Consider the following 24529-nt stretch of genomic DNA (forward strand, 5'->3'; position numbering starts at 1 on the left):
AAGAGCATGACTCAGGTAGAGATCGGGCGTGGCAAGAGCGGGCGCCGGGGTTACGCGCTGGACGAGATCGGCATCGTGCCGTCGCGGCGCACCCGTGACCCCGAGGAGGTCTCGATCGCCTGGCAGATCGACGCCTACCGCTTCGAGCTGCCCGTGGTGGTGAGCCCCATGGACAGCGTCGTCTCGCCCAAGACGGCAATCGAGATCGGGCGCCTCGGCGGGCTCGCCGTGCTCGACCTCGAAGGGCTCTGGACCCGCTACGACGACCCCGCCTCGCTGCTGTCGGAGGTCGCCGAGCTGCGGGGAGAGGCCGCCACCAAGCGGCTCCAGGAGATCTACTCCGCGCCGATCAGCGACGAGCTCATCGGGCGCCGCATCGAGGAGATCAGGTCCGCCGGCGTGACGACCGCCGCGCGGCTGTCACCCCAGCGCACCGCGCAGCACTACAAGGCCGTGATCGACGCCGGGGTCGACATCTTCGTCATCCGGGGCACCACGGTCTCCGCCGAGCACGTCTCGGGCCGGGCGGAGCCGCTCAACCTCAAGCAGTTCATCTACGAGCTCGACGTCCCCGTCATCGTCGGCGGCTGCGCGACGTACACGGCGGCGCTTCACCTGATGCGCACCGGCGCCGCGGGCGTCCTGGTGGGCTTCGGCGGCGGCTCCGGCCACACCACGCGCACCGTGCTCGGCGTGGCGGTGCCGATGGCCACCGCGATCGGCGACGTCGCCGCCGCCCGCCGCGACTACCTCGACGAGTCCGGCGGCCGGTATGTCCACGTGATCGCCGACGGCGGCATGACCAGCTCCGGCGACATCGCCAAGGCCATCGCCTGCGGGTCCGACGCCGTCATGGTCGGCTCCCCGCTGGCCCGCGCCGCCGAGGCTCCGGGGCGCGGCCACCACTGGGGCTCCGAGGCCCACCACGGCGAGCTGCCGCGAGGCGCCCGCGTGGAGGTCGGCACGATCGGCACCATGGAGCAGATCCTCCACGGCCCGTCCAGCGTCGCCGACGGCTCGATGAACCTCATGGGCGCGCTGCGCCGCACGATGGCCACGGCGGGCTACTCCGACCTCAAGGAGTTCCAGCGCGTCGAGGTGGTCGTCGCCCCTCACGTCCACTGACCCGGCTCCCCTTCCCCCGGCGCCGCACCCGGGGGAAGGCTGGCGAACCGTCCTGGTCAGGGGGTGGTGAGGAGGTTCAGGAGGTGGGTGACCTCCTGGGCGACGGCTTCGCGGGCGCTGGTGAGGTACTTGCGGGAGTCCACGGTCGCGGGGTCGGTGGCCAGGTGGTCCCGTACGGCGCCGGTGAAGGCCCTGTTCAGGTGCGTCGCGATGTTGATCTTCTTCATGCCGTGCCGCACGGCCTCGCGCAGTGTGTCGTCCGGCACGCCTGAGGAGCCGTGGAGCACCAGCGGCACCGCCACCGCCTCCCGCAGCTCGCCGATCAGCTTGAGGTCGAGCACGGCGTCCCTGGTGGTCATGGCGTGGGAGCTGCCCACCGCCACGGCGAGGGCGTCCACTCCGGTCGCCGCCACGTAGGAGACCGCTTCCCCCGGCCTGGTGCGCACACCCGGCGCGTGCACGCCGTCCTTGCCGCCGATCTCGCCCAGCTCCGCCTCGACCCAGACGTCGCGCTCGTGGCACCAGGCCGCGACCTCGGCCGTCGCCGTCACGTTCTCCGCGTCCGGCAGCGCGGACGCGTCGAACATCACCGATCCAATGCCCAGGCGTACGGCCTCCTCCACCAGGGCGCGGTCTGTGGCGTGGTCCAGGTGGACCGCCACGGCCGTCGCCGAGGCCTCGGCGATGGCCAGGCACGCGAGCGCGAGTGGTTTGAGTGCCCCGTGGTAGCGGACGCAGTTCTCGCTGATCTGCAGCACCACGGGGCTGCTCGCCGCCTCGGCCCCGGAGACGATCGCCTCGGCGTGCTCAAGCTGGATCACGTTGAAGGCGCCCACGCCCGAGGGGGCCTGACTGAGGATGTCGCCGGTGGTCACGAGGGGCATGGCTCGACTCCGATCTCGGTGCTGATGGTTCTGTAGACCTCGAGGTCGATCTCCCCGGCGACCGGGGTGGCGACGGCGGCGGCGCCGAGTGCCGCGGCCGTACGCAGGCGTTCCGGCCAGGGGGTGCCCCGCACCAGGCCGAGCGCGAGGCCGGCGACCAGGGCGTCGCCCGCGCCGGTCGGGTTGCCGTTCACCTGGTACGGCATGCGGGCCCGCCACGAACCCTCCGGGGTGACGGCCACGAGGCCGTCGGCTCCCATCGACACCACCACCGACTCCGCCCCCGCCAGGCGAAGCGCCTCGGCCCCGGCCAGCTGCCCGTCAAAGGAGGAAAGCCGAGGGGAGGTTCCGAGTGACTCCGGCGAGGTGGACGGCGCGGAGGGTCCGCCGAGCGCGCGGGCCAGTTCGTGGGCGTTGGGCTTGAGGATCGAGGGCCGTCCCGCGGGGGCGAGCCTCAGCGGGTCGCCGTCCGCGTCCACGATCGCGGGTACGCCGCGCTCGCGGGCGTATCGGGCGAGCGTCGCGTAGAAGTCGGCCGGTACCCCTTGCGGCAGGCTCCCGGACAGGACTACGGCCTCCGCCGCACCCAGCAGATCAAGAAATGTCGTGATAAATCGCTCAAGATCGCTCGACGTGACCTCAGGCCCCGCCTCATTGAAAAGCGCGACCCGCCCGACCACGCCGGAGGGTGGGGTGGGGTGCGTCCGGGGGGAGGTGGGGGGTGCGTCGGAGATGGCGAGGGTGGTGCGGGATTCGGTGGGGATGGGGGTCAGGGAGGCGGGGAGGCCCGCGGTGGCCAGGTCGGTCTCGATCGCCGTTCCTGTCACGCCTCCGGCGAAGCCGGCCACCACGATCTCGCAGCCGAGAGCCGCCAGAACCCTGGCGACGTTCACCCCCTTGCCGCCCGCCCTGCGGTGCACGGCGTGGACGCGGTTCACCCCGTCCCAGTCCACGCCGTCGACCGCGTACGTCACGTCGAGCGCCGCGTTCAGCGTGACCGTGACGATCACGCCGCCGCCCCGCCGTCCGAGGCGGTCAGGGAGACCTGCGCCGTAGTCCCCGCGGAGGCCTGCGCCGGGGCGGTCACGGAGGGAGGCGCGGGGGTCATGGGTGCGTGGGCGGGGTCATGGGGAGCTGATCCAGGTGCCTTGGCGCATGACGTCGTGGAGGGTGAGGTCGTCGTTGAGCACCACGAGATCGGCGTCCTTGCCGACGGAGATCGAGCCCACGCGGCCGTCCACGCCGAGGACGCGGGCCGGAGTGAGCGACGCCATCTCGGCGGCCTCGGCCACGGACAGGCCGACCTCCTGGACCGCGCGCCGGAAGGCGACGTCCATGGTCAGCGTGCTGCCCGCGATGGCACCGCCCTCCACGAGCCTGGCGGCGCCGTCCGACACCTCCACCTCCATGGAGCCGAGCCGGTAGGTGCCGTCGCCCATGCCCGCGGCGGCCATCGCGTCGGTGATCAGCGCCGTACGGCCCGCGCCGGCGACCGTGCCCGCCAGCCTCATCATCGCCGGGTGCACGTGCACCCCGTCGTTGATCAGCTCGATGGTCACGCGCTCGTCCTCCAGCAGTGCGGCCATCGGCCCGGGCTCGCGGTGGTGCAGCGGCGGCAGGGCGTTGTACAGGTGGGTGGCGACCGTGCAGCCCGCCTCGATGCCCGCGATGGCCTGCTCGTAGGTGGCGTCGCTGTGGCCGAGGGCCGCGATGACGCCCTCGGAGACGGCGGCGCGGATCGTGTCGAGGCCGCCCGGCAGCTCGGGGGCGATGGTGAGCATCCGCACGTGCCCCCGGCCGGCCTTAAGCAGGCCGGCCAGCTCGCCGGCCGAGGGGTGGCGGAGCAGCGTGGGGTCGTGCGCGCCGCAGCGCGACCGGGCGATGTACGGCCCCTCGAAGTGGACGCCCGCGAGCAGCCCGTCGTCGCACAGTTCGGCGAGGGCGGAGGTGGCGCGAGCGAGGTCCGCGAGCGACGCGGTGACCAGGCTCGCCATGATCGTCGTGGTGCCGTGCGCGGCGTGGAAGGCCGCGACCCGCCGCGCCTCCTCCTGGTCGCCGGAGGGGAAGGAACCCCCGGCCCCGCCGTGGGTGTGGATGTCGACGAAGCCGGGGACGACGTACCGCCCGGCCAGGCTGTGCCCGTCACGGGGCGCCTGGCCCTGGCCGATGTGGGTGACGCGGCCGTCCTCGATGGTGATCCAGCCCTCGTGCACACCGTCGGGGGTCACGACGCGGGCGTCGGCGAGTGTGATGCTCATGAGGACAGGATCACAGATCGGGTTAGGTGAAGCGGCTGGTCGGGGTCCAGTCCCTGGGCGTGCGCGCGTGCCACCGCGACCCGCTGCACCCGCACCAGCTCGGCCATCGGGTCGGCGTCGCGGGTGACGAAGGTGCCGCCCGCGTTCCGCACGTCGCCGGCCAGGCCCTCGGGGGCGGTGCCGAGCATCCAGGTGACGCGACCGGGCCCCGCGATGCTGATCGGGCCGTGGCGGTACTCCATGGCCGGGTACGCCTCGGTCCACGAGCGCGAGGCCTCCCGCATCTTCAGCGCCGCCTCCTGCGCGAGCCCGCAGGTCCAGCCCCGGCCGAGGAAGGAGAACTGCTCGGCGCCGACGAGCTCGGCGGGAACGGGCTCGGCGACGGCGCGCTCGACGTCGGCGATGGCCCGGCCGAGGTCCTCGCCGAGGTGGGCTCGGAGCAGCGCGAGCTGCGTGGTGGCGAAGCGCGTCTGGACGACGGACTTCTCGTCGGCGAAGTCGAGCACGACGACCTCGTCCGCGAGTGTCATGACGGGAGTGTCCGGATCGGCGGTGATCGCCGTGGTCCTCGTGCCGTCGAGCCGGCGCAGGAGGTCGAGCACCTCGGTCGTGGTGCCGGAGCGGGTCAGCGCGAGCACCCTGTCGTACGGGCGGCCGGGCGAGCCGCCGTCCGTCCGGCCGAGCGGGGCCTCCGACGCGGCGAACGCGTCGGTCTCGCCGTGCCCGGCCGCCTCGCGGAGGACGGCATAGGCCTGGGCCATGAACCACGAGGTGCCGCAGCCGATGACGGCGACGCGCTCGCCGGGCCGGGGGAGCGCCGCGGTTCCGGCCAGCTCCACCGCACGGCTCCAGCAGTCCGGCTGAGAGGCGATCTCGGTCTCGGTGTGCGTCGTCACGGGCCGGTTCCTCCGATTTGATTTGTTCTGCACTTTTTATAGCACTAATAAGCACGATTGTGCATCGGGTGGCAGCCATCCTGGTGTGCGAACTCAGGTCGTGTGCCACGCTTTGGGACCATGAGCCGGTATGAACGCTGGAACGCCGTGCTGGAGCTGCTGGCCCAGCACGGGCGCCTCACGGTCGAGGAGGCCGCGGAGACCCTGCAGGTCTCGACGGCGACGATCCGGCGCGACTTCGACGAGCTGTCCCAGCAGCAGATGCTCATGCGCACGCGGGGCGGCGCCGTCGCCCAGAGCGTCAGCTACGACCTCCCGCTCCGCTACAAGACGGCCAGGCACGCCGGAGAGAAGCAGCGCATCGCGGAGGCCGCGGCCGAGCTGGTCCCGCCGGGCGCCGTCGTCGGCATGAACGGCGGTACGACGACCTCCGAGGTCGCGAGGACGCTGGCCCTGCGGGCGGAGCCGGGCGCCAGGCTCACCGTCGTGACCAACGCCCTCAACATCGCCGCGGAGCTGACCGTGCGGCAGAACGTCAAGATCGTGGTGACCGGCGGGGTCGCGAGGCCGCAGTCGTACGAGCTGATCGGCCCGCTGTCGTCCGGGGTGCTGGAACAGGTGACCCTGGACATCGCCTTCCTCGGGGTCGACGGCATCGACGCGGAGGCGGGCGCGTCCGCGCACCACGAGGGCGAGGCCAGCGTGAACAACCTGCTGATCGGGCGGGCCGCCCGCGTGGTCGCCGTCGCCGACGCCTCCAAGGTGGGCCGCCGGGCCTTCGCGAAGATCTGTCCCATCGACCGGATCGACACGCTGATCACCGACGCCGGGCTCCCCGACGCCGCCGCCGAGGCGTTCACCGAGGCCGGTGTCGAGGTGGTGCGGGTCTGAAGACGGCGGGGGCCCGAGCATGGGCCCGGCGAGACGGCGTGCCCGAGTGCGGGTCCGACACGCGCCCGCTCAGGAGCGTGATCGCCGTTCACCGGGGTATCCGGTGAAGGATCCGCGGTCTTCGCGCGCCCGCGTGAAGGATCTACGGTTCGGGGTGCCGGAGAAGATCTACCTCCCGCGGCCGTGTGACGGGGGTGACGTGAAGGGGGCGATGTGGGAGCAGTCGACCCATGAGTCGCCGACTGTGAGGAGGCTCATCCCCGGCGGGGTCCGCTCACGGCATGCAGGTATCTACTCGCGGGTAGAAATAGGACACAACGCGACAAGCCGCACCCCAGGGGGATCGCAATGACAGCGCACACAGCCAGCGGGGTCGGGCCGGGCAAGACCGGCCGGGACTCCCGGCCCGGTGAGAAGGACGACGTCGCCCTGGAGAACGCCCGGACACCCGGTGCCGGGCACGGCGACGCCGAGGCCCCGCGAGATGGTGTGAGTACGGATGCCGAGCATGGCGAGATCCGGCCCGATGGCGCGAGCCCGGACGCCGGGCGAGGCGACGGTGCGGCCGGGCGGGATGGCGGGGGCGTGGACGCTCAGCGCGGTGACGGACGTGTTCAGTGGGACGGCGCTGATGTGCAGTCCCGGGGCGGGGGCGTCTACTCGGCCCGCATAGGGCCGGCCGAGCGGTCGGCCGCGCTGGCCCGCATGGCCGACCCCCAGCAGGAGCTCGACGTGATCGTGGTCGGCGGCGGCGTGGTCGGCTCCGGCGTCGCGCTGGACGCCGTGACGCGCGGGCTGTCGGTCGGTCTCGTCGAGGCGCGCGACTTCGCCTCCGGCACCTCCTCCCGGTCCTCCAAGCTGATCCACGGCGGCCTGCGCTACCTGGAGCAGCTCAACTTCGACCTCGTGCGCGAGGCGTTGCAGGAGCGGGCGCTGCTGCTCCAGCGCATCGCCCCGCACCTCGTGCGCCCGGTGCCCTTCCTGTTCCCGCTCACCCACCACGTCTGGGAGCGGCCGTACGTGGGCGCGGGACTGACGCTGTACGACTCGCTCGGCTTCTCCACCGGCCTTTCCCGAGGGGTGCCCGGCCACCGTCACCTGTCGCGCCGCAGGGCCCTCCGGCTCGCCCCGGCGCTGCGCAAGTCCTCGCTCACCGGCGCGGTGCAGTACTGGGACGCCCAGGTGGACGACGCCCGGCACGTCACCACGATGCTGCGCACCGCCGCCGCGTACGGGGCCCAGATCGCGTCCCGCACCAAGGTCGTCAGCTTCCTGCGCGAGGGCGAGCGCGTGACCGGGGTACGGGTGCGCGACCTGGAGACCGGCACCGAGTTCGACGTCCGCGCGCGTCAGGTGGTCAACGCGACCGGGGTGTGGACCGACGAGATCCAGGAGATGGTCGGGGGTCGCGGCCAGATCCACGTGCGCGCGTCCAAGGGCGTCCACCTCGTCGTCCCGCGTGACCGGATCCACTCGCTCACCGGAATCATCCTTCGCACCGAAAAATCGGTGCTTTTCGTGATTCCGTGGGGACGGCACTGGATCATCGGCACCACCGACACCCAGTGGGAACTGGACAAGGCCCACCCGGCCGCCTCCCGCCAGGACATCGACTACGTGCTCGACCACATCAACGCCGTGCTCTCGGTGCCGCTGACCCGTGACGACGTCGAGGGCGTGTACGCCGGGCTGCGCCCGCTGCTGGCCGGGGAGTCCGAGGAGACCTCCAAGCTCTCGCGGGAGCACGTCGTCACCCACCCGGTCCCCGGCCTCGTCATGATCGCGGGCGGGAAGTACACGACGTACCGCGTGATGGCCAAGGACGCGGTGGACGCGGTCGCGCACGGGCTCGACCAGCGCGTGCCGGCTTCCTGCACCGACAAGATCCCGCTCGTGGGCGCCGAGGGCTACCAGGCGTTGTGGAACTCGCGGCACCGCCTGGCGCGCTCCTCGGGCCTGCACGTCGCGCGCATCGAGCACCTGCTGCAGAGGTACGGCTCGCTGATCGACGAGGTGCTGGCGCTGATCGAGCGCGACCCGTCGCTGGCCCGCCCGCTGAGCGGCGCCGACGACTACCTCAGGGCGGAGATCGTGTACGCGGCCACCCACGAGGGCGCCCGCCACCTCAACGACGCGCTCACGCGCCGCACGCGCATCTCGATCGAGACCTTCCACCGGGGCACCGCCGTGGCGGAGGAGGCGGCCGAGCTGATGGCCGGGCCGCTCGGGTGGGACGCCGAGCAGGTCAAGCGCGAGGTCGAGTACTACACCAAGCGCGTGGAGGCCGAGCGGGCCTCCCAGGAGCAGGACACCGACCAGGAGGCCGACGCCATCCGCCTCGGCGCCCCCGAGATCGTCCCCTCAGGGGAGCCGGAGGTCAAGCGCGTCTGAGCCGGGGTCTGCCTCGGCCGCACGTCCCCGTCCCGTCAGATCCGGGACCGGGACGTGCGGCCTGGCACTCCGGGCCGTACTGCGCGATACGGCCCGGAAGCGTGTCGATCCGGCTCGGCCGGACGGACGTCAGGTGGTGAAGGGGATCCAGCCCTGGTCGGCCAGGGTCGTCGCGTCGCTGGCCTTGAGCCCCATGTCGGAGAGCGTCCACAGGGTGTCCCCGATGACGAGGCAGCGCCTGATCATCGCGTCGGGCGGCATCGGGTCGTTGGAGTTCTTCGGCCTCGGGTGGGTGACCAGCCCGGTCTTGGTGATCGCGTCGTCCCCGACCTTCATCACGAGCGCGGCGGTCTGGCCCTCCTGCGCCTCGGCGCCCCAGGTGCTGAGGGGCAGCATCGCGAGCCCGGACTCGGGCCAGTACAGGAACGCGTGCGGGTCCCACTCGGCCTCCGAACCGGAGTCCTTCTGGTGGTACTGCGACAGCCGGGCCGGCTTGGCGGGGTCGCTGACGTCGAACAGCGAGACCTGCGTTCCCAGGGTCCTGCCCTTGTCGCTCGCCTCCTGGCCGATGCCGATCAGCCGCCCGTCGCCGGCCGGGTGGAGATAGGCGGAGTACCCGGTGATCTTCAGCTCGCCGGTGACCTTGGGGTGCGCCGGGTCCCGCAGGTCGATCGTGTAGAGCGGGTCCACCTGCTTGAACGTCACGACGTACCCGACGGGCCCGATGAAGCGCACCGAGTAGATGCGCTCGCCGTTGCCCAGGCCGGTGACCTCGCCGGTCTTGGCCAGCGTGTCCGCGTTGAGCACGTAGACCGCGCTCGAACTCCTGGCCGACGCCACCCCCTCGCCACCGAACGACGTGGTGGCCACCCGGAGGTTCCCCTCGTAGTCCGACAGGGAGTACTGGTTGAGCAGGCGTCCGGGGACCACCCCGGAGGCGACGTACCTGGGGGCTCCCGCCGCGGTGATGTCGAACCTGTGCACCTCGGTCTGCTCCGGCGGCGCCTCGAACTCGGGAGTGCTCTCGGCGCTCGGCGACACCGTGGATCCCGGGGGCGTAGCCGTGGGTTCCGGGAGCAGCGTGGGCATCGACGGGTCGTCGCTCGGCTCGACCTTCTCGGCCGGGGGCGAGCTCGGCGGGTCCTTGGGGGCGATGACCGTGCCAGAGGGAGACGCCTCCGCGCTCCCGGGGGAGGGTTCCGTGCTGGTCGTCTCCGGCCGGGAGATGTCGTCCACCACGCGCCGCATCCACCAGCGGGGGTTGCTGGTGACGTACAGGCTGGTCGGGGTGGCGTAGACGGTGTCACCGTCGGCGGCCACGCTGATCGGGTCGTCGGTGCCGAGCCCGGCTTCCAGGTCGATCGTGTGCACGGTCAGCATCGAGGTTCCGGTGTAGTCCTCCGGGTGGCTGACCTGCTCGCACTTCACCTTCTCCTTGCGGGTCGTGCCGTCGGGTCCCGCGATCTCGTACGCCGGGAGCCAGGCGTCGATCGGCGCGGCGCGCACGGCGTCCTGGTTGCGCTTGATCAGGCTCGCCTCCGGCTCGTCCGGACGGCCCTCGGGGAAGGTGATCTCGGGCTGCGACCTGACCACGATCCGTACGGCCGAGCCGGTCATGCGGGCGTCCACGTGGCTGCCGGCCGGGGTGATCGACCCGAGGACCTTCAGGTCCTTGAGGTCCACCAGGACGTACTTCGGTCCGGCGAACGCGGGCCGCTTGGCCATGGCCCCCATCGGGATGGCGCCGCCACCGCCGGAGAGGAGCACGAGCGCGCGGTCGCCGTGGACCAGCAGGTCGCCCGGTGACCAGCCCTGATCGGCCGGTATGAGCCGCAGCGTGCCGGTGACCTTCTTCGACGCCACGTCGACCACGCGCAGCAGGCCCCTGCTGAAGCTGATGATCCGCTTGCCGTCGGTCTTCACCAGGTCGGGTTCGTCGACGCCCGCCTCGTTGACGTTCGTGGTCGAGTAGGAGGGCCCGGACGACCGCGCCTCGGACTTCGCCATGGCGTCGGCCGCCCCGCCGGTGGCGAAGAAGATCATGTTCCCGCCGAGGCCGTAGGGGCCGACGTTCTCCGCCGTGGCCTTGCGCAAACCCGCCAGCATGTCGTCGCAGCCGGTGTACGAAACGAGCTTTATATTGCCCAATGCCACGGGTTCCCCGGCGCTGGTCGCCGCAGGGCTCCCGCCGTTCGTGCAGGCCGCCGCCACAAGCCCTACGGCGAGCGCGACGGCCGCAGCCGTACCAAGTGAAGTCCTCATGCCCCTACGACGCATTTCGCGACGGCGCGGTTCAGGATCGCGAGCGGACGTACCGGAGGATCTTGGGCGGCGTCCCGGCAGCGGTGGCCGCCGATAGACTGTGGGGACCGCGGCGTCTTTTGGGGGGTCTTTTCGGTGTCTGAGTTCGACACGGTGCTTGTCGTCGACTTCGGCGCGCAGTATGCGCAGCTGATCGCGCGCCGGGTCCGTGAGTGCCATGTGTACTCCGAGATCGTCCCCTCGACCATGCCGGTGAGCGAGATGCTGGCCAAGAACCCGAAGGCGATCATCCTGTCCGGCGGCCCCTCCTCCGTGTACGCCGAGGGTGCCCCGGCGGCTCCCGAAGGGCTGTTCGAGACCGGGGTGCCGACCTTCGGCATCTGCTACGGCTTCCAGGAGATGGCCCGGGTCCTCGGTGGCCAGGTCGCCCAGACGGGCATCGCCGAGTACGGCGGCACACCGCTGACCGTGGGCAGCGAGGGCGTGCTGTTCGCCGGGCTTCCCTCGGCCCAGTCGGTCTGGATGTCGCACGGCGACAGCGTCGCCTCGGCCCCGCAGGGCTTCGAGGTCACCGCGTGGACCAAGGACACCCCGGTCGCGGCCATGGAGTGCCCCGACAGGGGCCTGTACGGCGTGCAGTTCCACCCCGAGGTCCTGCATTCCGAGCACGGCCAGGCCGTGATGAAGCACTTCCTCGACGCGGCGGGCTGCCGCCCGTCCTGGACCATGCTCAACATCGTCGAGGACGCCATCGAGGCCGTGCGCGAGCAGGTCGGGCCCGAGGGGCGGGCGATCTGCGGGCTGTCCGGAGGCGTCGACTCCGCGGTGGCCGCCGCGATCGTCCAGCGGGCCATCGGCGACCGGCTGACCTGCGTCTTCGTCGACCACGGGCTGCTTCGCAAGGGCGAGGCCGAGCAGGTCGAGCGTGACTTCGTGGCGGCCACGGGCGTGAAGCTGCGGGTCGTGGACGCCGCCGAGCGGTTCCTGAAGGCGCTGTCCGGGGTGTCCGACCCCGAGGAGAAGCGCAAGATCATCGGCCGCGAGTTCATCCGGGTCTTCGAGGATGAGCAGCGTGCCATCCTGGCCGACGGCCCCGTCGACTTCCTCGTCCAGGGCACCCTGTACCCCGACGTGGTCGAGTCGGGCGGCGGCACGGGCACGGCCAACATCAAGTCCCACCACAACGTGGGCGGCCTGCCGGACGACCTGAAGTTCTCCCTGGTCGAGCCCCTGCGCACCCTGTTCAAGGACGAGGTCCGCCGGGCGGGCGAGGAGCTCGGCCTGCCTTCCGCGATGGTGTGGCGCCAGCCGTTCCCCGGTCCCGGGCTCGGCATCCGCATCGTGGGCGAGGTCACCCACGACCGGCTGGTCATCCTGCGCGAGGCCGACGCCATCGCCCGCGAGGAGCTGTCCCGCGCCGGTCTCGACCGCGACATCTGGCAGTGCCCGGTCGTGCTGCTCGCCGACGTGCGCTCCGTCGGCGTCCAGGGCGACGGCCGCACGTACGGCCACCCGGTCGTGCTCAGGCCGGTGACCAGCGAGGACGCCATGACGGCCGACTGGTCCCGCGTGCCTTACGACGTGCTGGCCCGCATCTCCACCCGCATCACCAACGAGGTCCGCGAGATCAACCGCGTCGTCCTCGACGTCACCAGCAAGCCCCCGGGCACCATCGAGTGGGAGTAACCGGCCCGACAGCGAGCGTCCGTCGCTTCGACCGGTAGGCGCCCCTACTTTTCGGCGCGGCCGGCGACTTTCGGCACGGCCGGTGCCTGGACTACGTACGGCCGCCCCGCCGTGCTCAGCCCCGTGTCCATCAGCACGCCATGACGGCCGGTTGGTGGCGCGGTCCCGCCGGATGGACTCAGGCGGGTCGATGCACTCGTAGGCGAGCGCTAAAGGCGAAGATTATGTCAATATTTCCGCATTTTGTCACTACCTGATCGCTTTTTGCGTGATGTGATATTTTTCACGCGACCCTAGATCACTTCTGGGCTTCTCCAGTCGATCATGAGCGCTTAACGTCAAGTCGTTTGGCGGTTTACAAAGGCGCCTTACAAGCCGCTCCGGCAGATCGCTGAGGAGTTGTCAATGGGTTTACGCGCCGTCCCTTATTCATTTGTTCCTTCGTTGGGAAAGGGGCGGCGACTGCTGCGTGGCACCAGCGCCTTGAGCGCCTTCGCCTTGATGGGATCGCTGCTCGCCGGCACGCCCGTGATGGCGGACACCTCGGCTCCACCGGTGAAGGCCGCGAGTGGAAAGCCGGTCGCGGAGCGTCCGGATCGGGTGTCGGCGCTGTTGACGGCGCGCCTACAGAAGTCGCGAGTATTGATCGCCTCGGACACCACTGAGTCAACGCTGGCATATGCGAACCCCGACCAGACGGTGACGGTGGAAAGCGTCCCGGGCGTGGCACGTGTCCAGAAGGACGGCAAATGGGTGCCGGTCGATACTGATCTGATCGAGGTCGACGGCTACCTGAAGCCGAAAGCCGCCATGGAACAAGCGGGTGTGGAATTCTCCGCCGGGGGTGAAGGGCGCCCGCTGGCGAAGATGACCCGTGCGGACGGGCAGACGTTCGCACTGGAATGGCCGACCGCGCTGCCCAGGCCGACCATTCAAGGAAATGTCGCGACTTATGCGGATGCTGCCGGGCTGCCGGGGGCGGATCTGGTCGTCACCGCGCTAGCTGCGGGGTTCCGCCACGATGTGGTGTTGCGCGAGCGGCCTTCGGGTCCGGTGGAGTTCAGGATCCCGGTGCGGACCGAGGGCTTGAAACTGGGCATGACCAAATCCGGCGGGCTGAAGCTGGCGGACGACAAGGGCAAGACGGTCGCGGAAGCTCCTGAGCCCTTCATGTACGACTCGCCGGCACAGGGAGCGCAGGCGGCGGACGGCGTTCAGCACAGTGAGATCGCGACCAGCGTCGTCTCAGACCACGGCAGGCAAGCCCTGGTGCTCAAGCCCGACCCCGCCTTCCTCGCCGATCCCCACACCACCTATCCGGTGACCGTGGATCCCACCATGACCCTGCCGGTCAGCAAGAACGCGACCGTGTACTCGGGCCCGGGCTCGTTCTTTCCGAGCAACCGGCTCGATGTTGGTAATCAGGACGTGTACAACTCCAGTAGCAACCGCATCCGTACCTTCTCCCGCGCACTCCTGGGGTTCGACACCTCCAGCCTCGTAGGGAAGAAAATCACTGATGCCAAGCTGGAGCTGTGGAGTCCTGGCGGGGAGGTGCGCCCGACCGCGTATCCTCCGCCGACGCCGACGCCCGTGGTCACCTGCCAGTACGCCGCCTGGGCGAGAGGAAGGTACTCCCCGGGCGACCGCGTCTCGTACAACAGCAAGCACTGGCAGGCGCTGACGGAGATCTACCCTGACAGCACGGTGGCTCCTGGCGCGGATCTCGGCGTGCTGTGGAAGTCCTTGGGGGCCTGCCCGACGACCACCCCGACACCGGAGACTCCCTCGGTGACACCGGGTAACTGGGGTTGCCTGCCACAGGTGGCCATCAAGGTACAGCGCGTCACCGCGAGCTGGACACAGAGCGTCGGCTGGGGCAACCAGCCGGCGACGACCTCCGCAGGCGAGCAGACGATCACCGATCCGACCGGGTGCTCCAGCGGGTCGTACCCCACCCAGGGGGCTAGATGGGTGTGGCCGGTGACCGACATCGCCCAGGCATGGGCCGACGGAGCGGCCGGTAACGGGGTGACACTGCGCCTGGCCACCGAATCCACCACCGTCGACAACCAGCCCTTCGAGCGGCTCTTCCACTCGTCCACCTACAACGCCGCCGACGCGCGCCCGCCGATGCTGTCGGTGACCTACGCCTTGCCGCCCGAGATGGGGACACTGGTGGCCTGGCCATCGGTCACTCTCCCCGACAGCAGAGTCGTGGTCACTTCCGTGACCCCGGAGTTGCAGGCCCGGCTGACCGACACGGCCACTGTGCCCCAGAGGGTGGAGTTCGAGCTCGAACACGACCCGACCACCCCGTCGCAGGGCACCGGACTGATCTGGTCCGGAGCCGTCGACAGCGTGCCCGCGAACGCGCCGGCGCTGGTAAAGGTTCCTCAGGGCCTGCTGCGAGAAGGATGGAATGTGCGGTGGCGGGCCCGCGCCTCCGATGGCGTCGTCTACTCGGCCTGGTCTGTGTGGCGATCGTTCGCACTGGACACCACCGTCGCCTCACCCGCGGTCACCTGCGCGGACTACCCGGCGGGGCAGTGGTCGGCCAAGAAACCAGGGGCGGTCACCTGCGTGCTGAACAACGGCACCGGTAAGGCCCTGCCTTACACCTGGGGGTTGGACGATCCGGCGACGTCTACGCAAGGTAGCGGCGGCGGCTCCGGTGGAGTCTCCAACATCTCCATCAGCCCTGACGACGGCTGGCACATCCTGTACGTCAAGGTCGGCAACAACTCCGTCTCCTCGTATGGATTCGGCGTAGGCCAGGGCGGGATGACCAAGCCCGAGGCGGGCGTTCGCACCGAGCGTGCCGTCGCCCTGGCAGCCCATGCGGCGAGCACCTGGACCAGCGTTCGTTACGAGTACCGAACCGACCTGACATCGACGGGACCCTGGGCCGCGATTCCCAGTGCGCAGGTGACCAGGCCAGGAGAGACCGCTCCTCTCGCCGCGTGGCCGGTCGCTCGTTCGGACACAGGCAAGCCCTTCGCCGAGTTGAGCTGGGACCTGGCCGCGACGCTGCGCGCCGCTGGTCGAGCTGACGGACCTGTCCAGATACGGCCCTGCTTCGCCAACGGGACGACCGAGTCGTGCACCTCCCCGCGGCTGATCGTGTACGGGGGAGCCGGGTTCGCCGCTCCCCGTGCCCTGGCGGACTTCGAGGCGGGCAAGGTGTCCGTGCTCACCGGTGACCTCACCGTTTCCGCGACGGATGGCTCCTTGAGCGGGCTCGGGGTGGACCGTACACACACAACGCTTCTGCCCTATGACGAGCAGGGGTCTCTAGGCGTGTTCGGACCGGGATGGTCCGCTGCTTTCGCCTCTGGTGGCGGCATGTCGGCCTATCGACTTGAAGATCACACGAGCGAAGGCTACGTGCTGCTGATCGGACCTGGCCGAATCACATTGGTCTACGCGATCGATTCGAGCGGCACTTACGCGGGAGTCGGGGAGGACGCCGACGGATCGAAGATCATCAAAACCTCGGCCACAGAGTTCAAGCATGTGTCTCGGAATGACGCCACTACCAGGTGGACCAAGGACGCCCAAGGCCGTTGGACGGTCAACAAGGTGACGCGCCCCGCCGACGAGTCCGAGGTGGGGTACGTCCGTGACTCGCAGGGACGGTATACGCGCCTGTTGGCGCCTGTTCCTTCGGGGGTGACGTGTGCGAGCAGTCTCGTGAAGGGCTGTAAGGCGCTGGACATCACCTACGCCACCGCCACGACCGCCACGGGTATCGCCGCAGGCTGGGGAGATTTCACCGGCCAGGTCAAGCGACTCAGCTACGTGGCGTTCGATCCCGATAGCAATGCCATGAAGACCACGGTCGTGACCACTTACGCCTATGACAGCACGGGTCACCTCCGGCAGGTGACGGACGCGTTGGCGGGAACGTCCACGACCTACTACTACAACGGACAGGGGCGCCTGTCGCAGATATCTCCGCCGGGGGTGGAGCCATGGCGACTCGACTATGACCTGACCGGACGATTCGCCCACATCGCTCGCACCACCCCGCAGGGCGAGTCCGTTCAGGCGGTGGTCTACGGTGTGCCGATCACCGGGACCGGTGCGCCCGTGGACCTCTCAGCGACCGAGACGGCGAAGTGGGGCCAGATCACGGACCTGCCTCGCGTCGGGGCCGCGTTGTTCCCCGCATCCCATGTTCCCCCCAGAGGGGGAGACGGTAGCTATGCTCCCGGCGCCGGCGATTGGTCCCATGCGTCGCTGACCTATCTGGACGTGGCAGGTAGGCCCGTGAACTCCGTTGGCTACGGTGGCGGCGGATGGCAGATCGCCTCAACACGCTACGACGAACGAGGCCTTGTCACCTGGTCGCTGTCACCCGGGAATCGGCAACGGGCGCTCAGTCCTGACTGGACGGTCGTGCCCTTCGTGGCAGCTCAGCAGGACACCGCCGCCCGGGCGAATCTCCTCGCCACCACTAGTACCTACGATGAACAGGGCGACCTGCGGAATGTCACCGGTCCAGCCCGCGAGGTGTCGCTGTCCGACGGCCGTACGGTCCCTGCCCGCTCCCGTTCGAGCTATCTCTACGACGAGGGGAAGCCGACCTCGGGCGTCGACGAGTTCGGGACGCCCTACCAGGACAAAAACTGGCATCTCCTCACTTCGTTCCGTGCCGAGCCCTTGGTTCTAGATGGGGACACCTCCGTCCCCTCAGGGGATGTGCAGCTGACGAAGGCGGGATACGACCCAATCGACGCTGGGAGCGCCTCAGGGTGGAAGCTACGAGCCTCAACAACGGGAACGGTTACCAAGGGTGCCAACTCGGGCGATCTGACAAAGCGTGTCCGCTACGACTCGGCCGGCAGGATAGTCGAGTCGCGCACCCCGGCTAGCAACGGCAACGACCCGGGTACCACCGTGATCACTTACTACGGTGCGGGGGCCAACGCGACGTATCCGCAATGTGGAAACAGGCCGGAATGGGCAGGGATGGTCTGCCGGGAAGCGCCGAAGCAGCAGGCATCCGGTCAGCCTCTCCCGGTGACGGAAACGACCGCGTACAACTACTTCGGCTTGCCCCCCAGCCAGAAGCAGACCGCCGGTTCGGTTACTCGGACAAGCGCTTTCACCTACGACGGTGCCGGGCGTGTCCGCACGTTGAAGCTGACCGTCACTCCTGAGGCCGCAGGTGGCACTCCGGTGGGAGAACGAACCGTCACCTACGACCCTCAGAATGGCCTGCCGAAGACGATATCCGCTGACGGGATCACGCTCTCGTCCGAATACGACACCCTAGGCCGTGAGGTGGCGACTACCGATGCGACAGGTAACATCGCCACCACTACCTATGACCTCGACGGCCATGTTGTATCAGTGAACGACGGCAAGGGCGTGTCCTCATACACCTACGACGGCACCGATGCCAGGGGGCAGGCCGAACACCGCGGCCTGGTCACCGGCATCCAGACCACCACGGGCACATTCCGCGCGGGTTACGGCCCCGACGGGGAACTCAACTTGCAAAGCTTCCCGAACAACCTATGGCGGTCCAGCGTTCACGACACCACCGGACGGCAAATCCGGCTCAGCTACGGCATGGACCGTACGACCTGGCAACCATGGTTGCAGTGGGAAGAGCAGGCCAACGCTTCCAGCCAGACTACGCAGACCGCCACCCCGCAGAGCCTCAACCGCTACAGCTACGACAGGCTCGGGCAACTCACAAAGGTGGAGGATTCGTACGATCTCGTGAACTGCGCGACGAGGGTCTACGCGTTCGATGACAGTTCCAACCGCACTCGCCTGGACAGCTATGCACCGGCTGCCGATGGCTCGTGCACCACGGGTACGACACCGGTCAGTGAGTCCTACACGTACGACAACGCCAACCGCATCACCAATTCGGGCTACTCCTACGACGCCCTCGGGCGCACGACCACTGTTCCCGCCGCTCACGTGGCGGGCGGAGCGGAAGTGACCGTCGGCTATTACGCCGACGACAGGGTCAGAAGCCTCGTTCAGGGCAGCCTGTCCAAGAGTTTCGCCCTTGACCCGGCAGGCCGAATTGTGTCGACGACCACCAGCGGCGGTAGTCCGGGAACGGTGACCAATCACTATGCGGATGGGGGCGACTCGCCTGCCTGGGTCACGGAGACCGACGGCTCGTGGACTCGCTACATCGGTGGGTTCGATGGCATGTCTGCCGTTCAGAAGAGCGGAGGCGAGATCAAGCTCCAGCTCACGAACCCCCATGGCGATATCGTGGCGACACTGGACAACGACCCGGCTGCCGTAGGCGTGGATTCGTATTCCGAGTACACCGAATATGGCTCGGCGCGGTCACCTGCCAGTGCTCCCAGCAGGTATGGATGGCTCGGCGCCGGCCAGCGATCGAGTGATGCACTGGGCGGGCTCGTCCTGATGGGCACGCGCCTCTATAATCCTGTGACGGCGCGGTTTACCCAGGTCGATCCTATGGAGGGAAGTTGCAATTCCTACGAAGCCGGCTGCGGAGACCCTGTCAGCTCTGACGGCCCTGAGGATGGCCAAGGAACCGTCACGACCGGGATCAATCCGCGTGAGATATGGGATTGCAATTGGGAAATCGGAGCTTTGAAGTGCACCAAGATGTTCGCCATGAAGCTCAGGGTCGAGAACTTCGTCCATTCGCGGCTGGATGAGCATTCTCGGGGGGGAAACGCGGTACGTCACTTCGTGGGCATAGTTCTGTTGATGTTCTATTTCGGGATAGATGACACCCGAACGCTGGCGGACATCCACGAGCGGTACGTCTCCGATAAGGACAAGAAAGACAGTGCCTTCGACAAAGAAATCAACAAGATAGCGGAGAAGTGGTACAAGGAGCACAAGGGTGATCTGGCCACGGTCTGTTGGGAGAACCGAGGTCCAGGGCACTGCGAAGGCGCCTTGGCGGACTACATCTACTGGCAGGCGGTGTTCTTGCTCTGTGGTCAGACGATCGGCGGGGTGAAGGTCGACTGTAAAGAGGCCAAATCGATAGCGGTAGCGCCGAAGGGCGATACGCATCACTGGTGGTGATCGCGAGTCGCTTCAACGTCGAGTGAAAGGAAGGCGACTGTGGTGAGGGGTGCTGTGCGCTACCCGTGGTCTTTGGGCCCACGCAGGGCGATCAGCCTGGCAGTCGCCTTCCTTCTCGCTTTGACGGTTTCGGCATGCAGCTTCGACGACTTGGCCTGGACGTTCCGATGCCAGGAGACCGCCGATGCTGAGGCCGGCCAACTGAAAGGCATGGTCATGCCGCTCCTCCCTTCCGGGAGCATCTCGTCCGTCGATGAGGTCAAGGACTGCGGCGAATGGGGCGTGAAAGGCGTAGGCGTAGAGATCTACGTCCGTGCGGAGTTCTCTGCCGCATCGATTCTGGATCGTATTCATGCGGCCGGTTGGACACCTCTCGGTTCGCGCGACGAAGCGGACTCGTCGGGGCATCGCGTGTGCTGGAATTGCGTCGATGGGGCCTCGAAGTCGGTTAACGGCCGGCGAGTCTTCGTCACCGTCAACGAGGCCGTCACCAAATCCAAGGAAGTTCACCGCTGGGTTCATGTCGAATACGAGATGCGGTGAGACGCATCCTGCGGCCTCCGCCGACATGGCCAAGGCGGGCTCGACGTCCCCGCTGAAAGGACGAACACGAGTTCGCGGACCGGTCGCCCGTCGCCAGGCGACCGGTCCGGGCCGGGCGAGATCGAGAGTTCTGGCTGACGCGCCGGCAGGCTTAGAACTGGAGACACCCGGCTTCCGCCTCCTACCGGAACTTTAGAGCAGATGACCGTACCTGGAGCCCGAACAATAGGACTCCAGGTGACAAAAGTTTGAACCTTTGGTTTGGTGACTCCGGGTTCGGTAAGTTTTGTCAAATGCTTACGGATCAGCCGCGTACGGGGGCGGCGTCCACTTCCGCTGAATCTCCGGGGCAGAGGCTGGCCTGGCTGGACGCGGTTCGTGGTGTGGCGTCGACGGCCGTGCTGCTGGAGCACATGTTCTACCGGTTCCTGCCGGGGTTGCGGCCTCATTGGTTCAACCTCGGCATGTACGGCGTGCTGGTGTTCTTCCTGGTCAGTGGTTACATCATTCCCGCGTCGCTGGAACGGCGGGGTGATGTGCGGGCGTTCTGGGTCGGCAGGTTCTTCCGGCTCTATCCGCTTTATCTCCTGGTCATCGGGCTCGTGCTGGTGATGGTCCCGCTGGTGCCGCTCCGCCCGGCGGTCGTGCCCGATCTGCCCACCGCCGCCGCGCACGCCACCATGCTCGTCGACGTCGTGGGGTCGGCCGGGGTCGCCGACACCATGTGGACGCTCTCGTACGAGATGGTCTTCTACCTCCTGATCACGGCGCTGTTCGTCGCGGGCGTCCACCGGCGCAGCGGCGTCTGGGCCGTGGCGTTCGCCGTCGCCGCGCTCGTCGTCGGGCTGGTGCTGGCGGCTCCCGTCCTCGCGCGCGGCCCGGCCGCCTTCGTCTCGCTCGGCGTGCTCGTCGCCGGGCTGGCCTGCGTGGTCGCCGGCTCCGGCAGGGTGCGCACGGCCGGCGCGCTGCTTGTCGGTGGCCTGGCCGTGACGCTCCTGCTCCTCGGCAGCCGTACGCCCTGGCTGGGGCCCGCGATCCTCGCGGTGATGTTCACCGGCACCGTGATCTACCGCTGGGAGCGCGGACAGATCTCCGGCCTCCGTACGGTCGCGGCGGTGACCGTCCTGCTGGCCGGCATCCCCTTCTTCGCCTTCCGGTACGGCTGGTGGGGGTATCCGCACGTGTGGATCACCACGCTGGTGATGGCCGGAGGCACCTTCGCGATCGGCATGGCCCTGCGGCGCCGCACGGTCCCGCGCGTGCTCGTCTGGCTGGGCGTGATCAGCTACTCGGTCTACCTGCTGCACCATCCGCTGTTGAAGCTCTTCGTCACCCTGTTCGGTGATCCCCGGGAACGGCCGATGGCCACGCAGGCCCTGCTCGCCGTCGCGTTCGTCGCCGTGGTGCTGTGCTGCAGCTGGCTCAGCTACCGCTTCGTCGAACGCCCGATGCAACACCTGGGCCGCCGCCTTGCCCATTCCCCGCCGGCCACCCGCTCGTCGTGAAACGCTCTCAGATGCCGGGGATCACGAGATCACCGGCCCAGGCGCGGTAGGAGTAGGCGGCCAGCTTCCTGACCTGGCCCGTGGTGACGTCGATCGCGTACGTCGTCTCGCCCAGGGTCGGCGTGTCGTCCTCCTGGCCTGGCCGCGATGGGTCGAGTATCGGCGTTGTAACCGTCACTTCCGTGGGACTGTGCCATGCGCCCACCCGCTGTGGCATGAAGTCCTTGGGGGCGTCCCGGAACTTGACCTCAGCCAGGATCTTCCCCGTCGTCGCGTCGACGGTGACGACCGTGTCGTTCGGTCGGGAATCAATGTCACCGTTGATGATCGACTTACCGCCGGTCACGTAGGCCACCGTCCGCCCGTCGGGTGCCAGTTCGCTGAGCGTTACGGAGGTGTCCGCGTTGAAGGGACGCACCTTCCCCTCGGCCAGCAGGCCGAACCGGAGACGCCGGTCGGCCACGACGACCGGGGTGCCACCGCTGGGCACCCTCTGGACCCGCCAGCCTTCGGGGATCGTGGTGGCCTGTCCGCTCTCCACGTCGACGACCACGTTCGGCCAGCCCACACCGTTCAGGCCGAGGAAGCGGCCGTCGGGGGACAGCCGCAGGAGCCCGCCTCCGGACACCATCGTCGCCCTGCTCACGGTCTGCGGGGTCAGCCAGATCCGGCCGCTCGCCAGGTCTCGTACCGCGAACTTCTGGTCCTTCTCGCTGTAGTAGGCGATCCTGCGGCCGTCCGGTGTGATCGCCACCGGAGCGGCGGTGTTCATATAGTTCTCGCCGCTCTGCTCGGTGTAGATGCTCAGCGCCTCCGGCATCCTGAAGCTCTGGCCGGTTCGCGTCACCACCCGCCACTGGGCGCACTCCTTGCCCGCGAAGCCACCGGTGTTCTTCCCGGCCTGCCACTTCTGCCCGCACCAGTCGTAGTAGGCGTAGCTCAGCGGGTCCACCCCCGAGGAGGGCAGCACGTCGGTGACCTCGGTGCTGATCGTGTTCCGGTCGGAACCGCCGGTCAGTACGGTCGCGCTCAGCGCCACGGCGACCAGCGCCGCCAGCGCCGAGCCGAAGGCGCCCGCCCGTCGGCGTCGCGCGCCGCGCAGCGCGCGCTCCGCCAGCTCGACCGTGGGAGCCTCGGCGGCGAGGAGTTCGAGTTCGTCGCGGAGTCCGGTCATCGGGCGACCTCCTGGGGATCGACGTCGTGGAGCAGATGGGCCAGTTCGGGGGCGAGGACGCGCAGCCGGCCCAGGGCGTGGCTGGTCTGGCTCTTGACCGTTCCCGCGGAGCAGCCGAGCAGGGCGGCGGTCTCGTCGATGGAGCGGTCCTCGTAGAAGCGCAGCACCAGGACGGCGCGCTGGCGGGGCGTCAGCCGCAGGAGGGCCTGCCGCAGCGCGAGGCGATGCAGGCTTTGGTCGCCGAGGTCGCGGCCGTGTTCGGGAGGCCGTGCTCTGGGCACCTCCACGTTGCCGCGCATTCGCCTGTACCAGGAGATGTGCTGATTGATCAGGGCTCTGCGGACGTACGCCTCCGGATTTCCGTCCCTCATGAGTCGGGGCCAGTGCCGGGCGGTCCGCATGAGCACGGTCTGCAGGAGATCCTCGGCCTGACCGGCGTCCCCGGTGAGCAGGTAGGCGCTGCGCATCAGCGACTGCTGGCGGCTGCCAACGAACTCCTTGAAACCCTCATATCGATCCATGCGTCTCCTTTCGCTTGTATCAACGCGAGGAGGGCAGGCCGGGTTGGAACCTCAGAGAGGGCACCGGGTTCGGCGTCGTTTCCAGCAGGCGAACGTATGCGTGAAGGGCCCCCGATCGGTCTCGGGAGCCCTTCTTCGCTTGATCACCGGCCGACCGTGATCAGTCGTCGAACTCCCCGTCCTGGACGCCCAGCACGAAGGCGTGCCACTCGGCGGCGGTGTATCTGAGCACCGTGCCGTTGGGGTCCGACGGGTTGCGGAGCGCGACCGCGCCGCCGGGAAGGTACGCGATCTCTATGCGGTCTTCAGAACTGCTCCCCGGGGCGCTGAGCCAGGTCACATCCGAGAGGTCAAGCGCGTACAGCTCGGCCTTTTCGTGCACACCGCTCATGTTCCTTCTTTCGAATCGGCTTGGACCGTCATAGGAGTCGAAGGCAACCTCGAAAAGGCTACGGAACAACATTAGCAGCCGCTGTCCCGGTAATGGCGACGTCTAATCTAACTCGACGGGCATTCAGCAGTATATGGGCTCTGACCTCCGATGATGCGACGCGTGGAGGTGCAGGCGGAGCCTTGTGCGGCACGGCCGACGGGAAGCGGCCGCCGGTTCGTCTGGTTTGTGAGCTGTCATTCCCGGAGGGTCGTTTCTACGAGAAAAACGCCCGGCCCTTGGGAAAGCGAACGCGCGGCCCCTGGAAAAGCGAATATAGTGGCGAACCGCGCCGCCTCTCGGATCAATTTCAACTTCGTCGCGAAAGCGTCCGCCGCCGCCGTCTCGGCCGCCTCGCTTGTAGCATCGCCATCGGCGGCTTCACCACCCTCACCGCCGGCACCACCGAGGGCACGGCATCCCGCGTCCCGGCCATGGGCACCACCTGGGACTCCGCACCCGTCGACACCACCGGCACGATCTGGGACTCGGCCGCGGCCGGTACCACCGGCACGACTTGGGATTCCGCTCCGGCCGGCACGAACGGCACCACCTGGGACTGAATGAGGACGATAGATAATGCTGGTCGAATTAACGATGCACACCACGCCGTCACACCCATCGGGTAAATCACCGATCGACGGCATCCGCATATTGGCCCTGTTACCCGATCAATGGCGCAAGGACCTCACGCAGGCCAACGGAGAGATCACCATCCGCGTCGAGACCGGCGACGACGCCACCCCCGCCCAGATCCAGGAAACGGTCACTGAAGCCCTCACCGACCCGGCCATCAGCCACTGGCACCTCCACACCTGCCACCCCCTGCCCACCGGATCCGATCCCGGCCCGTCCGGCCCGGCCTCCAACCCCGGCGCGTCCAGCGAAGACGTCCTCTGATCAGACTCAGGTCGGTTCG

Annotated in this window: 17 protein-coding genes; 9 read left to right on the forward strand and 8 right to left on the reverse strand. The window is 68.7% G+C overall.

The window, feature by feature from the left end; translation table 11 throughout:
- The first annotated feature begins 6 nt into the window (after window positions 1-6).
- A complete protein-coding gene (locus OG589_RS42815) occupies window positions 7-1125 on the forward strand; it encodes a GuaB3 family IMP dehydrogenase-related protein (protein WP_405144618.1) in 1119 nt (372 codons plus the stop codon).
- 56 nt (window positions 1126-1181) lie between these two features.
- Here OG589_RS42815 and OG589_RS42820 read toward each other — a convergent pair whose 3' ends face one another.
- The 4 genes from OG589_RS42820 to OG589_RS42835 all read right to left on the reverse strand — a co-directional run bounded on the left by OG589_RS42820 (window position 1182) and on the right by OG589_RS42835 (window position 5163).
- Window positions 1182-2009, reverse strand: coding sequence for a ketose-bisphosphate aldolase (locus OG589_RS42820; protein WP_405144620.1), 828 nt, complete (start codon window positions 2007-2009; stop codon window positions 1182-1184).
- Complete coding sequence (locus tag OG589_RS42825; protein ID WP_405144621.1) at window positions 1997-3019, reverse strand: 1-phosphofructokinase family hexose kinase; 1023 nt, start codon at window positions 3017-3019, stop codon at window positions 1997-1999. Before OG589_RS42825 ends, OG589_RS42820 begins: the two co-directional genes overlap by 13 nt.
- 114 nt (window positions 3020-3133) lie before the next feature.
- The gene (gene nagA, locus OG589_RS42830) at window positions 3134-4267 is read right to left on the reverse strand and encodes an N-acetylglucosamine-6-phosphate deacetylase (RefSeq protein WP_405144623.1); all 1134 of its coding nucleotides are present in this window, start codon (window positions 4265-4267) and stop codon (window positions 3134-3136) included.
- Window positions 4264-5163 carry an SIS domain-containing protein gene (locus OG589_RS42835; protein WP_405144625.1) on the reverse strand — a complete coding sequence of 300 codons (900 nt, stop codon included), beginning with the start codon at window positions 5161-5163 and terminating at the stop codon, window positions 4264-4266. The genes nagA and OG589_RS42835 overlap by 4 nt, the downstream gene beginning before the upstream one ends.
- Window positions 5164-5283: 120 nt before the next feature.
- Between OG589_RS42835 and OG589_RS42840 the strand changes: the two genes are divergently transcribed.
- Both OG589_RS42840 and glpD read left to right on the forward strand, forming a co-directional pair.
- Window positions 5284-6054, forward strand: coding sequence for a DeoR/GlpR family DNA-binding transcription regulator (locus OG589_RS42840; protein ID WP_405144627.1), 771 nt, complete (start codon window positions 5284-5286; stop codon window positions 6052-6054).
- Between the two features lie 705 nt (window positions 6055-6759).
- The gene (glpD, locus tag OG589_RS42845; protein WP_405152233.1) at window positions 6760-8445 is read left to right on the forward strand and encodes a glycerol-3-phosphate dehydrogenase; all 1686 of its coding nucleotides are present in this window, start codon (window positions 6760-6762) and stop codon (window positions 8443-8445) included.
- 129 nt (window positions 8446-8574) lie between these two features.
- Here the strand turns inward: glpD and OG589_RS42850 are convergent, their stop codons facing one another.
- Window positions 8575-10707 (reverse strand): beta-propeller domain-containing protein, encoded by a 2133-nt coding sequence (locus OG589_RS42850; RefSeq protein ID WP_405144629.1) that lies wholly within the window; start codon window positions 10705-10707, stop codon window positions 8575-8577.
- Window positions 10708-10842: 135 nt separating this feature from the next.
- Here OG589_RS42850 and guaA point away from each other — a divergent pair, with 135 nt between their 5' ends.
- The 4 genes from guaA (at window position 10843) to OG589_RS42870 (ending at window position 21485) form a co-directional block, all read left to right on the forward strand.
- On the forward strand, window positions 10843-12393 hold the full coding sequence (gene guaA, locus OG589_RS42855) for a glutamine-hydrolyzing GMP synthase (RefSeq protein ID WP_405144630.1): 1551 nt from the start codon (window positions 10843-10845) through the stop codon (window positions 12391-12393).
- A 405-nt stretch (window positions 12394-12798) separates the two neighbouring features.
- On the forward strand, window positions 12799-19437 hold the full coding sequence (locus tag OG589_RS42860) for a hypothetical protein (RefSeq protein ID WP_405144631.1): 6639 nt from the start codon (window positions 12799-12801) through the stop codon (window positions 19435-19437).
- Window positions 19438-19587: 150 nt separating this feature from the next.
- Window positions 19588-19980, forward strand: a complete 393-nt coding sequence (locus OG589_RS42865; RefSeq protein ID WP_405144632.1) for a hypothetical protein — start codon at window positions 19588-19590, stop codon at window positions 19978-19980.
- A 293-nt stretch (window positions 19981-20273) separates the two neighbouring features.
- Window positions 20274-21485 (forward strand): acyltransferase family protein, encoded by a 1212-nt coding sequence (locus OG589_RS42870; protein ID WP_405144634.1) that lies wholly within the window; start codon window positions 20274-20276, stop codon window positions 21483-21485.
- Window positions 21486-21492: 7 nt separating this feature from the next.
- On the opposite strand, the gene OG589_RS42875 is transcribed toward OG589_RS42870, so the two are convergent.
- From OG589_RS42875 to OG589_RS42885, 3 genes are all read right to left on the reverse strand, one after another.
- Complete coding sequence (locus OG589_RS42875) at window positions 21493-22659, reverse strand: hypothetical protein (RefSeq protein ID WP_405144636.1); 1167 nt, start codon at window positions 22657-22659, stop codon at window positions 21493-21495.
- A complete protein-coding gene (locus tag OG589_RS42880) occupies window positions 22656-23180 on the reverse strand; it encodes a SigE family RNA polymerase sigma factor (RefSeq protein ID WP_405144637.1) in 525 nt (174 codons plus the stop codon). Before OG589_RS42880 ends, OG589_RS42875 begins: the two co-directional genes overlap by 4 nt.
- Window positions 23181-23340: 160 nt before the next feature.
- Window positions 23341-23571, reverse strand: a complete 231-nt coding sequence (locus OG589_RS42885; protein ID WP_405144638.1) for a DUF397 domain-containing protein — start codon at window positions 23569-23571, stop codon at window positions 23341-23343.
- Between the two features lie 182 nt (window positions 23572-23753).
- On the opposite strand from OG589_RS42885, the gene OG589_RS42890 reads away from it, so the two are divergent.
- A complete protein-coding gene (locus OG589_RS42890) occupies window positions 23754-24173 on the forward strand; it encodes a hypothetical protein (RefSeq protein ID WP_405144639.1) in 420 nt (139 codons plus the stop codon).
- 16 nt (window positions 24174-24189) lie between these two features.
- Window positions 24190-24510 (forward strand): hypothetical protein, encoded by a 321-nt coding sequence (locus OG589_RS42895; RefSeq protein ID WP_405144641.1) that lies wholly within the window; start codon window positions 24190-24192, stop codon window positions 24508-24510.
- The last annotated feature ends 19 nt before the right edge of the window (window positions 24511-24529 follow it).

Origin of the sequence: Sphaerisporangium sp. NBC_01403 (assembly GCF_045040145.1) — a bacterium.
GTDB classification, from domain to species: domain Bacteria; phylum Actinomycetota; class Actinomycetes; order Streptosporangiales; family Streptosporangiaceae; genus Sphaerisporangium; species Sphaerisporangium viridialbum.

Coding starts and splice junctions, on each gene's coding strand:
- OG589_RS42815 (WP_405144618.1), top strand. CDS start 7: ATGACTCAGGTAGAGATCGGGCGTGGCAAGAGCGGGCGCCGGGGTTAC.
- OG589_RS42820 (WP_405144620.1), bottom strand. CDS start 2,009: ATGCCCCTCGTGACCACCGGCGACATCCTCAGTCAGGCCCCCTCGGGC.
- nagA (WP_405144623.1), bottom strand. CDS start 4,267: ATGAGCATCACACTCGCCGACGCCCGCGTCGTGACCCCCGACGGTGTG.
- OG589_RS42840 (WP_405144627.1), top strand. CDS start 5,284: ATGAGCCGGTATGAACGCTGGAACGCCGTGCTGGAGCTGCTGGCCCAG.
- glpD (WP_405152233.1), top strand. CDS start 6,760: ATGGCCGACCCCCAGCAGGAGCTCGACGTGATCGTGGTCGGCGGCGGC.
- OG589_RS42850 (WP_405144629.1), bottom strand. CDS start 10,707: ATGAGGACTTCACTTGGTACGGCTGCGGCCGTCGCGCTCGCCGTAGGG.
- OG589_RS42860 (WP_405144631.1), top strand. CDS start 12,799: ATGGGTTTACGCGCCGTCCCTTATTCATTTGTTCCTTCGTTGGGAAAG.
- OG589_RS42870 (WP_405144634.1), top strand. CDS start 20,274: ATGCTTACGGATCAGCCGCGTACGGGGGCGGCGTCCACTTCCGCTGAA.
- OG589_RS42875 (WP_405144636.1), bottom strand. CDS start 22,659: ATGACCGGACTCCGCGACGAACTCGAACTCCTCGCCGCCGAGGCTCCC.
- OG589_RS42880 (WP_405144637.1), bottom strand. CDS start 23,180: ATGGATCGATATGAGGGTTTCAAGGAGTTCGTTGGCAGCCGCCAGCAG.
- OG589_RS42885 (WP_405144638.1), bottom strand. CDS start 23,571: ATGAGCGGTGTGCACGAAAAGGCCGAGCTGTACGCGCTTGACCTCTCG.
- OG589_RS42895 (WP_405144641.1), top strand. CDS start 24,190: ATGCTGGTCGAATTAACGATGCACACCACGCCGTCACACCCATCGGGT.